Origin of the sequence: Rhodococcus sp. C1, from assembly GCF_020809065.1 — a bacterium.
GTDB classification, from domain to species: Bacteria; Actinomycetota; Actinomycetes; order Mycobacteriales; family Mycobacteriaceae; genus Rhodococcus_F; species Rhodococcus_F qingshengii.
In genome coordinates this window covers 2,031,355-2,046,193 of record NZ_CP078080.1, presented here as the reverse complement: position 1 = coordinate 2,046,193, position 14,839 = coordinate 2,031,355, and the positions used below count along the sequence as shown (strand labels likewise).

21 protein-coding genes are annotated in these 14,839 nt (G+C 62.0%); 2 read left to right on the top strand and 19 right to left on the bottom strand.

Features of this window, described 5'->3' with window-relative positions; genetic code table 11:
- The first annotated feature begins 44 nt into the window (after positions 1 to 44).
- Positions 45 to 1,625, top strand: coding sequence for a type VII secretion protein EccE (gene eccE / locus KTR60_RS09425; protein ID WP_267133016.1), 1,581 nt, complete (start codon positions 45 to 47; stop codon positions 1,623 to 1,625).
- Positions 1,626 to 1,641: 16 nt separating this feature from the next.
- Here the strand turns inward: eccE and KTR60_RS09420 are convergent, their stop codons facing one another.
- Positions 1,642 to 2,199, bottom strand: a complete 558-nt coding sequence (locus KTR60_RS09420; protein ID WP_003940967.1) for an NADPH-dependent FMN reductase — start codon at positions 2,197 to 2,199, stop codon at positions 1,642 to 1,644.
- A 22-nt stretch (positions 2,200 to 2,221) separates the two neighbouring features.
- Entirely contained in the window at positions 2,222 to 2,800 is a 579-nt protein-coding gene (locus tag KTR60_RS09415) for a TetR/AcrR family transcriptional regulator (protein WP_003940885.1), read from the bottom strand.
- A gap of 57 nt (positions 2,801 to 2,857) precedes the next feature.
- On the opposite strand from KTR60_RS09415, the gene KTR60_RS09410 reads away from it, so the two are divergent.
- Positions 2,858 to 4,000 (top strand): acyl-CoA dehydrogenase family protein, encoded by a 1,143-nt coding sequence (locus KTR60_RS09410; protein WP_007728582.1) that lies wholly within the window; start codon positions 2,858 to 2,860, stop codon positions 3,998 to 4,000.
- Positions 4,001 to 4,057: 57 nt separating this feature from the next.
- Here the strand turns inward: KTR60_RS09410 and truA are convergent, their stop codons facing one another.
- From truA to rpsH, 17 genes are all read right to left on the bottom strand, one after another.
- Entirely contained in the window at positions 4,058 to 4,942 is an 885-nt protein-coding gene (gene truA, locus KTR60_RS09405) for a tRNA pseudouridine(38-40) synthase TruA (RefSeq protein ID WP_228402060.1), read from the bottom strand.
- A gap of 6 nt (positions 4,943 to 4,948) precedes the next feature.
- On the bottom strand, positions 4,949 to 5,506 hold the full coding sequence (rplQ, locus tag KTR60_RS09400) for a 50S ribosomal protein L17 (protein ID WP_007728580.1): 558 nt from the start codon (positions 5,504 to 5,506) through the stop codon (positions 4,949 to 4,951).
- A 29-nt stretch (positions 5,507 to 5,535) separates the two neighbouring features.
- Positions 5,536 to 6,597 (bottom strand): DNA-directed RNA polymerase subunit alpha, encoded by a 1,062-nt coding sequence (locus KTR60_RS09395; RefSeq protein ID WP_003941016.1) that lies wholly within the window; start codon positions 6,595 to 6,597, stop codon positions 5,536 to 5,538.
- A 120-nt stretch (positions 6,598 to 6,717) separates the two neighbouring features.
- Positions 6,718 to 7,323: a 30S ribosomal protein S4 gene (gene rpsD, locus KTR60_RS09390; protein WP_003940769.1), complete on the bottom strand. Its 606-nt coding sequence runs from the start codon at positions 7,321 to 7,323 to the stop codon at positions 6,718 to 6,720.
- Between the two features lie 22 nt (positions 7,324 to 7,345).
- Positions 7,346 to 7,759, bottom strand: coding sequence for a 30S ribosomal protein S11 (gene rpsK, locus KTR60_RS09385; RefSeq protein ID WP_003940683.1), 414 nt, complete (start codon positions 7,757 to 7,759; stop codon positions 7,346 to 7,348).
- Complete coding sequence (gene rpsM / locus KTR60_RS09380; protein ID WP_003940834.1) at positions 7,759 to 8,133, bottom strand: 30S ribosomal protein S13; 375 nt, start codon at positions 8,131 to 8,133, stop codon at positions 7,759 to 7,761. Before rpsM ends, rpsK begins: the two co-directional genes overlap by 1 nt.
- Before the next feature lie 250 nt (positions 8,134 to 8,383).
- Entirely contained in the window at positions 8,384 to 8,497 is a 114-nt protein-coding gene (gene rpmJ / locus KTR60_RS09375) for a 50S ribosomal protein L36 (RefSeq protein ID WP_003938068.1), read from the bottom strand.
- Between the two features lie 90 nt (positions 8,498 to 8,587).
- Positions 8,588 to 8,809 (bottom strand): translation initiation factor IF-1, encoded by a 222-nt coding sequence (gene infA / locus KTR60_RS09370; protein ID WP_003418601.1) that lies wholly within the window; start codon positions 8,807 to 8,809, stop codon positions 8,588 to 8,590.
- A 313-nt stretch (positions 8,810 to 9,122) separates the two neighbouring features.
- Entirely contained in the window at positions 9,123 to 9,920 is a 798-nt protein-coding gene (gene map, locus KTR60_RS09365) for a type I methionyl aminopeptidase (RefSeq protein WP_003940806.1), read from the bottom strand.
- Positions 9,920 to 10,465, bottom strand: a complete 546-nt coding sequence (locus tag KTR60_RS09360) for an adenylate kinase (protein WP_003940868.1) — start codon at positions 10,463 to 10,465, stop codon at positions 9,920 to 9,922. Before KTR60_RS09360 ends, map begins: the two co-directional genes overlap by 1 nt.
- On the bottom strand, positions 10,462 to 11,781 hold the full coding sequence (gene secY / locus KTR60_RS09355) for a preprotein translocase subunit SecY (protein ID WP_003940773.1): 1,320 nt from the start codon (positions 11,779 to 11,781) through the stop codon (positions 10,462 to 10,464). Before secY ends, KTR60_RS09360 begins: the two co-directional genes overlap by 4 nt.
- Before the next feature lie 276 nt (positions 11,782 to 12,057).
- Complete coding sequence (rplO, locus tag KTR60_RS09350; protein WP_003940829.1) at positions 12,058 to 12,501, bottom strand: 50S ribosomal protein L15; 444 nt, start codon at positions 12,499 to 12,501, stop codon at positions 12,058 to 12,060.
- Between the two features lie 2 nt (positions 12,502 to 12,503).
- Positions 12,504 to 12,683: a 50S ribosomal protein L30 gene (gene rpmD, locus KTR60_RS09345; RefSeq protein ID WP_003940751.1), complete on the bottom strand. Its 180-nt coding sequence runs from the start codon at positions 12,681 to 12,683 to the stop codon at positions 12,504 to 12,506.
- Positions 12,683 to 13,354 (bottom strand): 30S ribosomal protein S5, encoded by a 672-nt coding sequence (gene rpsE / locus KTR60_RS09340; RefSeq protein ID WP_003940718.1) that lies wholly within the window; start codon positions 13,352 to 13,354, stop codon positions 12,683 to 12,685. Before rpsE ends, rpmD begins: the two co-directional genes overlap by 1 nt.
- 31 nt (positions 13,355 to 13,385) lie before the next feature.
- Positions 13,386 to 13,793, bottom strand: coding sequence for a 50S ribosomal protein L18 (gene rplR / locus KTR60_RS09335; RefSeq protein WP_003940996.1), 408 nt, complete (start codon positions 13,791 to 13,793; stop codon positions 13,386 to 13,388).
- 1 nt (position 13,794) lies between these two features.
- Entirely contained in the window at positions 13,795 to 14,334 is a 540-nt protein-coding gene (gene rplF / locus KTR60_RS09330) for a 50S ribosomal protein L6 (protein WP_228402059.1), read from the bottom strand.
- Between the two features lie 14 nt (positions 14,335 to 14,348).
- Positions 14,349 to 14,747 carry a 30S ribosomal protein S8 gene (rpsH, locus tag KTR60_RS09325; protein WP_003940873.1) on the bottom strand — a complete coding sequence of 133 codons (399 nt, stop codon included), beginning with the start codon at positions 14,745 to 14,747 and terminating at the stop codon, positions 14,349 to 14,351.
- Positions 14,748 to 14,839 lie beyond the last annotated feature (92 nt).

Below are 14,839 nucleotides of genomic sequence, written 5' to 3'. Positions count from 1 at the left end.
TGAAGCATTGGCCGTCGTCACACAGGATTTCGACGCGCGAGTTCGTGCCGGCACAGATTTTCGGAATCGGTGCGGGCGGAATCGCGATGGCCAGTGGGCTCGATTGGTTCTGGGCGCTGGCAATCGGTTGTGTGGTTGCCGGATCAATGCTGCTTCATGTGGGCGGTTGGTCGGTAATGTCCTGGATTGTCAGGTACTTTCGCTATCTGCACCGCAAGGACGTCGACCGCAGCACGATCGTCAGTTTTCACACTCCCTCCGAGCAGTCCATCGGGCTCCGAGTGGACGGATCTTCGCTCGTCGCTGTCGTCGAGATCGCTCCCCCACGCGACTACCTGACCAGGATCGGCCGTCATTCGTTCGACGCTTCCCACCTTCTGCCCACGGCAGCCCTCGCCAATTGTCTCTATCAGCACGACATCTCACTCACCGGCATCGACATCGTCAGTCGCGGATACCGCGCCGCGTCGGGAACGCCTGCCACCGAAGTCTACGAACGTCTCATCGGACCACTACCAGCCACCGCCACCAGAAGTGTTTGGCTTGCACTACGTTTCGACGCGCTGGAGGGTGGTGCAGCAGTCGAACGCCGGGGCGGGGGCGAACAGGGCGCCGGCCGCGCGATAGCTGTTGCCGCCAATCGTGTCATCCGGGTGCTCGATTCAGCGGGGTGCAAGGCGCGGATCCTGACCGCACCGGAGATCGCGTCGTCCACTGCCCAGGTGACAAGAGGAGTGGCCGGCCACGAGGTCACCGAAACGTGGCGAAGTACCCCCTTGCCTGGCGTGTCCAACGTCGGATTTGGGATCGAACCCCGTTTCATCACCACTGCGACCCTGACCCGAGTGTGGGCAGTGGCAACGGTCGGGACGTCCGTGACAATTCGGTTACGACCCACCGGACAACGCGGAGAGGCGAAGGTCAGTGCGACATGTCGCTTCACCACGCGCAATCCACCTGAGAACGCACCGCTGGCCGGTTTGGTCTCGCTACGTGGGCGCCAGCGCGACGGATTGCTGACCAACTTGCCAACCGCATTGGCCGCGCTGGACGGCATCACGCCGGGCGTTCGCATGGACGGGGGCACACTCGACTCACTCGCTCTACCCCTTGCCGGGTGCGGCCAACTCATCGGCTCGGACCGAAACGGGCACGGTGTCGCGGCCAGAATTTCGGGGCCGGGCGTCAACACCGTTCTTGTCGCCGGCGAACTCTATCTGGCTCAGCAGTTGATCTTTCGAGCCATCGCGACCGGCGCACTGGTACTCGTCCACACCGATCGACCGCAAGCGTGGACCGCGCTCACCGACTCGATGGGAGTGCCTGACCGACTCCGCGTGTCCGGGCAGGGCGGTGGGCCTGAGGGCGCCTTCAACACTGTCGTGTTCGACGGCGTCGAGGGGTTATCTCCGCGTGCCGGCGTGACCGCAATCTATGTGTACGGACATCCACGCCAATGGCCTCGGGTCGACCCTGAAATCTCGATAGTCCAGCCATTCGCACTCGGTGACAAGATCACGGTCGAAACCGGCCGTACACGCGTCGACCTGACTCTCGTGACCATCGCTTCCGAGACATCGTTCATCGGCCGTCCACGAGCCGGCGACGCTCACCAGATGGCGTGATCGCGTATGTCCAAGATCAGCCGGGATAGGGATCACTTGCACGTTGCATCCGCAATCCGCTTCCCCACCAATCCAATTCACGAATCATCTTCTCGCTTGCATCGATCGCAATCGAATCCACGCCGTACGGCTCGTGTCCGAATTGCTTACGCACCCGGTGAATGGTCACGCTTTGACGCACCGAGACCATGTGCAACTCCGCCACCACTTGCCTCAGTTGCTCGACGGCCCGAACACCACCTGAAATCCCGCCGTAGGACACGAATCCGATCGGCTTGGCACGCCACTCGTGTTTCACCGAATCGAATGCGGTCTTGAGAGCAGCCGGATACCCGTGGTTGTATTCGGAGGTCACGGCGACAACAGCGTCGGCGCGCCCGATTCGCCGGCGGAAAACCTCCGTGGCAGGTGAATCCGAGAAATCCTGCGGCAACGACAGCTCTCTGAGGTCGATCACCGATACGTTCCACGACGGGTTCGCGGTTGCGCGCTCGACAAACCAGTCCGCCACTGCTCGTCCCATTCGCCCCTCGCGGACCGAACCTACGATGACTTCGACGTTCAAAGGTGCCATGAACGTCGATGCTAGCGACTGATCACGCAGTGATCCCGTCCGTGATGAGTGCTGCCAGTTCCCGATAAGCGCTGGCATCGTCCAGACCAGTTGCCCGGTAGACCGCGCGTTGCTGGATCCGAACCATCGTCGCCGCAGCGGCATCGGCGACAAATGATGCGTGTACCTGCCGGAATGCGCCCGAATCGACCCCCTCGACGATGAGCGATCGCACACGATCAGCAGCGATCGACGTGTTCTTCTCGTAGACCTGGCTCGCCGACACCGATTCGGCCAGGTCTTCCATGAACTGACTGGACGCCGCGGACAGCCGATCACCCACTGCTTCGAGATACACCGCGACTCGACGAGTCGGGGCCGTTTCGGCGGCGACTGCACTCTCCACTGCATCGGTCGCCGCCCGGAAGAAGTGCACTGTCACCGCCCGCACCAGATCCTCTTTGCCAGCCGCCACGGTGTACAAGGTGCTCTTGGAGCAGTGCAGACGAGCTGAGATCTCGTCGAGCGTGAGGTGGGCGAAACCCTCGCTCAAGAACAGTTCGACCAATTGATCGAACAACTCTGCCCTGCGCGCAGTCGTCTTGTGAACCAGCCTTGCCATACCTACAACAGTACTGCAGTATCGTTCTCAGTACTATTACCTAGCTAGGAGCCGACCGTGCCCGTCGAACGCCTGATGCCCAGCCAAGAAGCTCGCGATCTCATCGAACTGACGCGTGATGTCGCGGACAAGGTACTCGCGCCCAAGGTCAACGAATACGAGAAGGCCGAGAAGTATCCAGACGGAGTGTTCCCCGCACTCGGACAGGCGGGTCTGCTGAGCCTTCCGTATCCCGAGGAGTTCGGCGGCGGCGATCAGCCGTACGAGGTGTACCTCCAAGTGCTCGAAGAGATCGCCTCACGCTGGGCAGCGGTTGCAGTGGCGGTGAGCGTGCACAGCCTGTCGTGCTTCCCGCTGTTCACCTTCGGCACCGACGAACAGAAGAACCGCTGGCTACCGGACATGCTGGGCGGCAACACCATCGGCGCGTACAGCCTTTCCGAAGCGCAGGCCGGATCCGACGCCGCCGCGTTGTCGTGCAAGGCGACGCCCACCGACGGCGGCTACCGCGTCAACGGCTCGAAAGCCTGGATCACCAACGGCGGCAAGGCGGACTTCTACAATCTCTTCGCACGCACCAGTGACGACGGTTCACGCGGCGTCTCCTGCCTCCTGGTGGACAAGGACACCGAAGGCCTCAGCTTCGGAAAACCCGAAGAGAAGATGGGGCTACGCGCGGTCCCCACTGCCTCCGCGAATTACGACGACGCCTTCATTCCTGAGGAGCGATTGATCGGTCAGCGCGGCCAGGGGCTGCCGATCGCCTTCAGCGCTCTCGACTCCGGCCGACTCGGAATCGCCGCCGTTGCCGTCGGAATCGCTCAAGGCGCGCTCGACGACGCGGTCGCTTACGCGAAGGAGCGCAAGGCATTCGGCAAGCGGATCATCGATCACCAGGGACTCGGTTTCGTGCTCGCGGACATGGCTGCCGCAGTCGACTCCGCGCGAGCCACCTACCTCGATGCAGCCCGCCGCCGCGACGCCGGAGTTCCGTATTCACGCAACGCGAGCGTCGCCAAGCTCGTGGCCACCGACGCGGCAATGAAGGTCACCACCGACGCCGTTCAGGTATTCGGCGGGTACGGATACACCCAGGACTTCCCCGTCGAGCGCTACATGCGCGAGGCCAAGATCACGCAGATCTTCGAGGGCACCAACCAGATTCAGCGATTGGTCATCGCGCGCCAACTGGCGGGATAGCCCCCCGATACGAATGCCCTCCCACACAGAGTGGGAGGGCATTTTGCATGGTGATGTTCAGTCGCCGCAGCATCCACCCGAAGACGGAATCTCGCGGGTCTCACGGGTAATCGCGTTGCGGGCAGCCAGTTCCGAGTAGTCGGGGTAGTCCACGCGGACCAACGAAAGTCCGTGCGCCGGCGCAACGAGGATGGAACTGGATCGCGACGTTTCGTCGAGCAAACCTGCCACCCAGGCGGCCGTGCGCCGTCCCTCACCGACGGAGAGGACTGCGCCGACGAGACTGCGAACCATCGACCAGCAGAATGCGTCAGCATTCACGTACGCCGTGAACACCGTGCCCTCTTGGGTCCAGTCGAAACGCTGCAGCTCCCGCACCGTCGTAGCGCCTTCTCGACGCTTGCAGAATGCCGCGAAGTTGTGCAGACCCAGCAGCCGATTCGACGCATCCTGCATCGCTCCGAGATCGAGTGGTTTGGGATACGAGACGGTGTCGCGTGCGCGTAGTGGTTCCACTCCGAACGCCGCGTTGGTCACCCGGTACTCGTAATAGCGTCGCATCGCGGAGAAGCGCGCATCGAAGTCACCCGGAACCACCGATATCTGTTTGACCCGAACGTCCTTGGGCAGAAATCGTGCAAGTCTGCGCACGAGCCGCGACGGATCGTCCGGGAGCAACTCTCCCGGAACGTCGACGTGCGCTACCTGACCGGTGGCGTGGACACCGGCGTCGGTTCGACCGGCAACGGTCAACTGAACCGGGTGTCGAAGCACCGTTCCCAACTTGTCTTCGATCTCACCGCACACGGTGCGCAGATCGGTCTGGCGGGCCCAACCCGAGAAGTCGGTGCCGTCGTAGGAGATGTCGAGCCGCAATCGAACGAGCCCGCCGTCCCCGATGGGGGCGGCGGGCTCGTTCGATTCAGCGTGTGCCGAAACCAAGGGAGACTAGTCCTTCTTGGCCTCTTCGGCCTCGGGAGCGTCGGCCGCAGTTGCGGTCTCGTCCTCGATGGCCTCGACGACTGCGTCAGCGTTCTCGACCTCAGCGTCGGTCGCGTCGGCCTCTACGGCCTCGACGACGTTCTCTGCGGCGGGAGCTTCCTGCGAGGACTTGACGCGACGAGCGCGGTCAGCCTCGGAGGTGACGGTCTTTTCCTTGACGAGCTCGATGATTGCCATCGGAGCGTTATCACCCTTGCGGGGGATCGTCTTGATGATGCGGGTGTATCCACCGTTACGGTCCGCGTAGAACGGGCCGATCTCGGCGAACAGGGTGTGAACGACATCCTTGTTGCGGATGACCTTCAGCACCTCACGACGGTGAGCCAGCGTGCCGGCCTTTGCGTGCGTGACGAGCTTCTCGGCGTAGGGGCGCAGTGCCTTGGCCTTGGACTCGGTGGTGGTGATGCGACCGTGCTCGAAGAGCGCGGTAGCCAGATTGGCGAAAATCGCCTTCTGGTGGGAAGCCGACCCGCCGAAGCGGGCACCCTTCTTGGGCTTGGGCATGATGATCTCCTAGTAAAGGACCTGAGCTGCTACAGCTGTTCGGTCTCGGCGTAGTCCTCGGTACCTTCGGCATCGCCGAAGGAACCGGCATCAGTGTCACTCCACGTTCCGGTGGCGGCGTCGTAGCCTGCAACGGTGGTGGGATCGAAGGATGCGGGGCTGTCCTTGAGGGACAGGCCGAGCGAATGCAGCTTGACCTTGACCTCGTCGATGGACTTCTGTCCGAAGTTGCGGATGTCGAGCAGATCGGACTCGGTACGGCCGACAAGCTCACCGACGGTGTGAACACCTTCGCGCTTGAGGCAGTTGTAGGAGCGGACCGTGAGGTCCAGATCCTCGATGGGGAGTCCGAAGGAAGCGATGTGATCGGCCTCGGCAGGCGAGGGTCCGATCTCGATTCCTTCTGCTTCGACGTTCAGCTCACGGGCCAGGCCGAAGAGCTCAACCAGGGTCTTGCCCGCCGAAGCGAGCGCGTCCCGTGCGGTGATGGAGTTCTTCGTTTCCACGTCGAGAACGAGCCGATCGAAGTCGGTGCGCTGTTCGACGCGAGTGGCCTCCACCTTGTAGGTGACCTTGAGCACCGGCGAGTAGATCGAGTCGACCGGGATACGGCCGATCTCTGCGCCGGACGCCTTGTTCTGAACGGCGGGGACATAGCCACGACCGCGCTCGACTACGAGCTCGATCTCCAGCTTTCCCTTGTCGTTCAGGGTGGCGATGTGCAGATCAGGGTTGTTCACGGTGACGCCTGCCGGGGGCACGATGTCGCCCGCAGTAACAGCGCCGGGGCCCTGCTTGCGGACGTACATGGTGACCGGCTCGTCCTCTTCGGAGTTCACGACGAGGCCCTTGAGGTTCAGGATGATGTCGGTGACATCTTCCTTCACGCCCGGGACGGTGGTGAACTCGTGGAGAACGCCGTCGATACGGATGCTGGTGACAGCAGCGCCGGGGATCGACGAGAGCAGCGTGCGGCGCAGCGAATTGCCGAGCGTGTACCCGAAACCTGGCTCCAGGGGCTCGATGACGAACTTCGAGCGGTTATCAGCGATGACCTCTTCGGTCAGCGTGGGTCGCTGAGAAATGAGCATTGGTATTTCCTCCTGTACGGACGTCCACTATTTGACGCCCACGATGGGAAAGGGCCTGCGGCCCTGTGAGTGGTTGAGGAGTCCGGAGACTCCTCAACCACTCACGGGGTGCGAAGCGCCTTACTTCGAGTAGTACTCGACGATGAGCTGTTCCTGCAGAGCGATGTCGATCTGCGCGCGCTCGGGAAGCTGGTGAACCAGGATCCGCAGACGCGAGCCGACAACCTGCAGCCACCCGGGAACCGGGCGATCGCCGACGGTCTCACGCGCAACCTGGAACGGAAGCGTGGAGAGCGACTTCTCCTTGACATCGATGATGTCGTACTGCGAGACGCGGTAGCTCGGGATGTCGACCTTCTTGTTGTTCACGAGAAGGTGACCGTGCGTGACCAGCTGACGTGCCTGACGGCGCGTGCGAGCGAGGCCTGCGCGGTACACGACGTTGTCGAGACGCGACTCGAGGATGCGAAGCAGGTTCTCGCCGGTCTTGCCGGGGCGGTTGTTCGCCTCCTTGTAGTACAGGCGGAACTGCTTCTCCATGACGCCGTAGGTGAAGCGAGCCTTCTGCTTCTCCTGCAGCTGGAGCAGGTACTCGCTCTCCTTGATACGCGCGCGGCCGTGCTGTCCGGGCGGGTACGGGCGACGCTCGAATGCCTGGTCGCCTCCAACGAGGTCGACGCGCAGACGACGCGACTTGCGGGTGATGGGTCCGGTATAACGTGCCATTTTCTTCTACCTATCCTTCCCGCTATACCCGACGCCGCTTGGGCGGACGGCAGCCGTTGTGCGGCTGGGGGGTTACATCGGAAATGGTGCCGACCTCGAGGCCAGCGGCCTGGAGGGAACGGATTGCGGTCTCGCGACCGGATCCCGGTCCCTTGACGAAGACGTCAACCTTCTTGACACCGTGCTCCTGCGCCTTACGGGCAGCGCTCTCAGCAGCAAGCTGAGCGGCGAAGGGAGTCGACTTACGCGAACCCTTGAAGCCGACGTGTCCCGAAGACGCCCAGGAAATGACATTTCCGGCGGGGTCCGTGATGGACACGATGGTGTTGTTGAAGGTGCTCTTGATGTGAGCGGCGCCGTGCGGGATGTTCTTCTTATCCCTGCGACGCGTCTTCTGGGTCTTCTTCGGACCGGTGCTACGTGACTTCGGGGGCATTACTTCGCCTTCTTCTTGCCGGCAATGGTGCGCTTCGGACCCTTACGGGTACGGGCGTTGGTCTTGGTGCGCTGACCACGCACGGGCAGACCACGACGGTGGCGCAGGCCCTGGTAGCAGCCGATCTCGATCTTGCGACGGATGTCGGCCTGAACCTCGCGGCGAAGGTCACCCTCGACCTTGAGCGACTCCTCGATGTACTCGCGGAGCTTTGCCAGGTCCTCGTCCGAGAGGTCCTTGCTCCGGAGATCCGGGCTGACGCCGGTGGCGTCAAGGATTTCCTTGGAGCGGGTACGGCCGATGCCGTAGATGTATGTCAGTGCGATCTCCATGCGCTTTTCGCGAGGAAGATCAACACCAGAGAGACGTGCCATGTTGGCATTTCCTTATCGGTGTGCGGAGGTCTGCTCCCAGCCCTTCCCCTGTGCCTCTTGCCGAGTACCGACGCCCGAAGGCGCAGATGATCTCATCAACTAACTCAGTGGGGCCCCGGCCTCCGTGCCGGGGGTGAACCATTGTCCGACCTTGGCGATCGGTGAACGATCGCGTGGGGTCTCGTCAACAATGGCTGGTACTGGGAGGTCTTCTTTGCTTGTTGCCAAGCAGATCTTCGAAAAGCTAGATCTAGCCCTGACGCTGCTTGTGACGCAGGTTCTCGCAGATCACCATGACTCGACCGTTACGGCGAATCACTTTGCACTTCTCGCAGATCTTCTTGACGCTCGGCTGAACCTTCACGTCTTCTGATCTCCTGTTTTGTCGCAGCCCGCCGCGATGAACCGCGGCAGACATACTTCTCCCTGACCCAGGTCAGGTCCGGGAAGTTCGTTACTTGTAGCGGTAAACGATGCGTCCGCGCGACAAATCGTAGGGCGAGAGCTCTACGACAACGCGATCTTCCGGGAGGATGCGAATGTAGTGCTGACGCATCTTTCCGCTGATGTGGGCGAGGACCTTGTGGCCATTCTCGAGCTCAATGCGGAACATCGCATTGGGCAGCGGCTCGACTACTCGTCCTTCGACCTCGATGGCCCCGTCTTTCTTAGCCATATCCTCCGCGATCCGTTTGGTTTGGCATGCTTCGTGCATCGGCTTCCGTTACATTGGCACGCAATGGAAAGATCGTCGGCAGTTCGAAAGCCCGATCCCGGAGCGATCCAGGCGTAGGCACACGAACTATCGACGCGCATAGCGCACCGCCTAGCCATGTTACGCGATGTAAACGACCAGGCCAAATGCGCCTCCGGTCAGGGTGACGACACACACCGCTCCCCCACCGAAAAAGTCCCAGCCTCGAAATGAGGCTGGGACTTCTCGAACATGAATCATGCTCGCTGCCAACACTTGTCAGCGACTGTGTCGACTACTCCGGCCGGAGTGTCAGAATCCGCGGACCGTCTTCGGTCACTGCGACAGTGTGTTCCCAGTGCGCCGCACGGGACCCGTCGGTCGTCACAACGGTCCAGTCGTCGTCGAGAATCACCGTGTCGGTGGTGCCGAGCGTGAGCATCGGCTCAATCGCCAGGCAAGATCCGACAACCAGTTCAGGACCCTTACCCGGGGCACCTTCATTGGCGAGGAACGGATCCATGTGCATTTCCCGGCCGATTCCGTGTCCGCCGTATCCGTCGACGATGCCGTAGGAACGACCGTGCAACTTCTCGGCGGCATGAGTACCGACCTCGATCGCGTGCGAAACATCCGTCAGACGGTTGCCGGCGATCATTGCCGCGATCCCGGCTTCCATGGAAAGCCGAGTGGCTTCGCTGAGCTCCTGATCGGCGACGCTGATCTCACCGACACCGAACGTCCAAGCGGAGTCACCGTGCCATCCGTCGAGGATCGCGCCACAGTCGATGGAAACCAGGTCGCCTTCAGCCAGGATGTCCTGAGCTGAAGGGATTCCGTGAACGACGCGATCGTTGACCGAAGAGCAGATCGAGCCGGTGAAGCCGTGGTACCCGAGGAACGAGGGCACGGCGCCGGCGTCACGAATGACGGATTCAGCGACCGCGTTCAATTCCAAAGTGCTGACACCGGGCTTCGCCGCAGCGCGAACCGCCACCAGAGCCGAACCCACGATCGCGCCGGCAGCAGCCATCGCGTCGAGTTCGCCCGCGGAGCGGAACGGAACAACCTTGCGTTTGCGCCCGAAGACCATTACTTACCCAACGCTGCCAGTGCGCGAGCGTTGACCTCTTCGACCTCGCCGATCGCGTCGACGGAGACGATGCTGTCCTTGTAGTAATCGAACAGCGGTGACGTCTCGTCGCGGTAGACCCGGAGTCGGTTGCGAATGACGTCCTCGGTGTCGTCTGCACGACCACGGGCGAGCATACGCTCGACCACGATGTCCTCGTCGACGACGAAGGAGAGGACACCGTCGAGCTTGGTGTCGAGATCCTTCAAGATTCCCTCGAGTGCCTGAGCCTGTTCGACCGAGCGCGGAAATCCGTCGAGAAGGAAACCGTTTGCTGCGTCCGGTTCTGCGACGCGAGCCTTCACCATGTCGTTGGTGATCGAGCTCGGTACGAGTTCGCCGGCGTCGATGTACTTCTTTGCTTCCACACCGAGAGCGGTGGCCTGACCGATGTTCGCGCGGAAGAGATCACCCGTGGAGATATGGGGAACGCCGAACTTCTCGGACAAGATAGCGGCCTGGGTGCCCTTGCCGGCACCGGGAGGACCAAGGAGGACAAGTCTCACTTGAGGAACCCTTCATAGTTACGCTGCATTAGCTGACTCTCGATCTGCTTCACGGTGTCCAGGCCGACGCTGACCATGATCAGCACCGCGGTGCCACCGAACGGCAGGTTCTGCGCGCCGCCGCCATTCCCGATGTCGAGGAACAGGTTGGGCAGAACAGCAATGGTGCCGAGGTAAATCGCACCCGGAAGGGTGATGCGACTCAGCACGTAGTTGAGGTAGTCCGCGGTCGGCTGACCGGGTCGGATACCGGGGATGAAGCCGCCGAACTTCTTCATCTCGTCGGCGCGCTCTTCGGGATTGAAGGTGATGGCGACGTAGAAGTACGTGAAGAAGACGATCAGGCCGAAGTAGATCGCGATGTACACCGGGTTGGCCGGATTCACCAGGTAGGTGTTGATGAGGCGCTGCCACCAACTGGGGTCGACCGCTGTACTGGCCGAAGTCAGCTGTGCAATCAAGTTCGGGAGGTACAGCAGTGAAGACGCGAAGATCACCGGGATGACGCCGGCCTGGTTCACCTTCAGAGGCAGGTACGTCGAGGATCCGCCGTACATCTTGCGTCCGACCATCCGCTTCGCGTACTGCACCGGGATACGACGCTGACCCTGCTCGACGAAGACGACACCGGCGATGATCAGCAGCGCTGCGAGGCAGACGAAGGCGAAGACCAGCGGACCACGGCTGTCGAGGATTGCCTTGCCCTCGCTCGGGATACGCGATGCGATACCGGCGAAGATGAGGAGGGACATACCGTTGCCGACGCCACGTTCGGTGATGACCTCGCCGAACCACATGACCATGGCAGCACCGGCAGTCATGACCAGCACGATGATGACAAGTCCGAAGATCGACTTGTCGGCGATGATGTCGTCACAGCCCTGGAGCAACTGTCCGCGTGCCGCAAGAGCGACGATGCCGGTCGACTGCAGGATTGCCAGAGCAATGGACAGGTAACGCGTGTACTGCGTCATCTTGGCCTGGCCGGACTGGCCTTCTTTCCGAAGTTCCTCGAACTTCGGAATCACCACGGTCAGGAGCTGCACGATGATGCTCGCCGTGATGTACGGCATGATGCCGATCGCAAAGATCGACATCTGCAGCAGAGCGCCGCCGGAGAACAGGTTGATCAGCGAGTAGATACCTGCTGAGTCACCGGAGTTGGCGATATCTATGCACTGACGCACACGGCCGTAGTCGACACCTGGGGACGGGATGAGAGCGCCGACCCGATACAGAGCCACCAAGCCGAGGGTGAAGAGGATCTTCCGCCTCAGGTCTGGGGTCCTGAGGGCCGAGACGAAGGCGGAAAGCAAAGATCCTCCTGGCACGACGGTAGGGAGACAGATCGTTTTGACCTGTCGAACTTTTGAACTCTAACAGTGAGCATTTGGGAACTAGGCGGGCAGACCACGAAAACCGGGTAAGCCGAAGATACATTTGCCACTCGGTGACCAGAATACTGGCCCGTCCGAGCATGCACGACCAATCTGTGACACGACCTCGTACCTGTGACACGACCTCGTAGACGCCGATGGCCGCACCGCAGCAAACGCTGCGCTGCGGCCATCGGACTAGCTACGCGTGATCACTCACAGCTCGGTGGCGGAACCACCGGCAGCAGCAATCTTTTCCTTAGCGGAACCGGTGAACTTGTCGACGGTCACCTGAACGGCAACTGTCAGTTCGCCGTCGCCCAGAACCTTGACGAGCTGGTTCTTGCGGACTGCGCCCTTGGCGACGAGATCCTCGACCGTGATTGCTCCACCTTCGGGGAACAGACGGGCGATGTCGCCGACATTGACGACCTGGTACTCGACGCGGAACGGGTTCGTGAAGCCCTTGAGCTTGGGCAGACGCATGTGAAGCGGCATCTGTCCACCCTCGAAGCCCACGCGCACGGTGTTACGTGCCTTGGTGCCCTTGGTACCGCGACCTGCGGTCTTACCACGCTTGCCGCCCTCACCGCGTCCAACACGAATCTTGTTGGACTTGGATCCCGGAGCGGGGCGCAGGTGGTGCAGTTTGATGGTCATGGTTAGACCTCCTCAACTGTTACGAGGTGGCGCACCACGTTGATCAGACCGCGGTTCTGTGCGTTGTCCTCACGAACAACGGTCTGACGGATGCCCTTGAGACCCAGCGTGCGCAGAGAATCCTTCTGGTTCTGCTTGGTCCCGATGATGCTCTTGATCTGAGTGACCTTGAGATCTGCCATTACTTCACACTCCCAGCAGCCTGTGCGCGAGCGCGAAGCATGCCGGCGGGTGCAACCTCTTCGAGGGTGAGGCCGCGGCGAGCCGCAACTTCCTCGGGACGCTGCAGACCCTTGAGCGCAGCAACGGTCGCATGCACGACGTTGATGGCGTTGTCGCTACCGAGCGACTTCGACAGGATGTCCGCGATACCAGCGCACTCCAGCACGGCGCGCACAGCGCCACCGGCGATAACACCGGTACCGGGGCTTGCCGGGCGAAGCATGACGATGCCGGCAGCAGCCTCACCCTGAACGGGGTGAGTGATGGTGTTGGCGATCATCGGGACGCGGAAGAAGCTCTTGCGAGCCTCCTCGACACCCTTCTGGATGGCCGCGGGAACTTCCTTGGCCTTTCCGTAGCCGACGCCGACCAGTCCGTTGCCGTCTCCGACGATCACCAGAGCGGTGAAGCTGAAGCGACGACCACCCTTGACGACCTTGGAAACGCGGTTGATCGTGACAACGCGCTCGATGAACTGTGACTTCTCCGCAGCGTTTCCGCCACGGCCACCGTCGCGACGGTCACGGCCGCCACCACGGTTGTCCCCACGAGCGTTGCTGTTGTCACCGCTGTTGGGGCCATTCTGTCCGGCGGGTCCGCTTCCGCCGTCACGCCTTTGACGTCCCGGCATCAGGCTGTCCTTCCGTTGAAAATGTTGGTCATCAGAACTTCAACCCGCCTTCGCGAGCCGCGTCTGCCAGGGCCGCGATGCGACCGTGGTAGCCGTGTCCGCCGTGGTCGAAGACAACTGCTTCCACGCCGGCAGCCTTGGCGCGCTCGGCGATCAGCTGACCGACCTTCGCGCTCGCAGCCTTCTTGTCGCCTTCTGCCACGCGCACGTCTGCTTCGATGGTCGACGCGGAGGCCAGGGTGTGGCCGGCCAGGTCGTCCACGAGCTGGACGTGGATGTGGCGCGAGGACCGGTTGACGACCAAGCGGGGACGCTCGGGCGTGCCGGAGACCTTCTTGCGGAGACGGAAGTGACGACGCGTCTTCGAGAGACGACGCTTGGTGGACGCATCCTTGCCCAGCGGAATCCGCTTGGCTTTCTGGTTTGCAGTCTGGCTCATATCACTTACCCGTCTTTCCGACCTTGCGGCGGATCTGCTCACCCTCGTAACGCACGCCCTTACCCTTGTACGGGTCCGGACGACGGAGACGACGGATGTTGGCCGAGATCTGCCCGACCTTCTGCTTGTCGATGCCGGACACCGAGAACCGGGTGGGCGACTCGACGACGAAGGTGATGCCTTCAGGAGCCTCGATCGGCACCGGGTGGCTGAAGCCGAGCGCGAACTCGAGGTCCTTGCCCTTCAGTGCCACACGGTAACCAACACCGTGGATCTCCATCTTCTTCGTGTAACCCTCGGTGACACCGGTGATGATGTTCGCAACCAGGGTCCGCGACAGACCGTGCAGCGCGCGGCTACGACGCTCGTCGTCGGGGCGCGTGACGCTCAGCGAGCCGTCCTCTGCCTTTTCGATTGCGATGGGCTCGGAGAGGGTCAGCGCGAGGGTGCCCTTGGGACCCTTGACGGTGACATCCTGGCCGCTGATCGTGACGTCAACGCCCGCGGGGACGGTGACCGGAATCTTTCCAATACGCGACATTGTGGTGGCCTCCCTTACCAGACGTAGGCGAGGACTTCCCCGCCTACTCCTTGATTGGCCGCCTGGCGATCGGTGAGCAGACCGGACGACGTGGAGATGATGGCCACGCCGAGGCCTCCGAGGACCTTGGGCAGGTTGGTGGACTTCGCGTAAACCCGGAGACCGGGCTTGGAAACGCGACGCACGCCGGCGAGGCTACGCTCGCGGCTGGGACCGTACTTCAGATCGACGATGAGGGTCTTGCCGACCTCTGCGTCTTCGGTACGGAAATCGGAGATGTAGCCCTCGCGCTTGAGGATCTCGGCGATGTTCGCCTTGATCTTCGAGTGGGGAAGCTTCACCTCATCGTGGTACGCCGTGTTGGCGTTGCGCAGACGCGTCAAGAAGTCTGCGATGGGGTCAGTCATGGTCATAGGTCGACCTCGACACCTTTCTCGCTGTGGTTCCCATGCAACACCGGACGAATCCGATCGTGGGCCTCCAGCAATTCGGCTGGGCCGTCCGA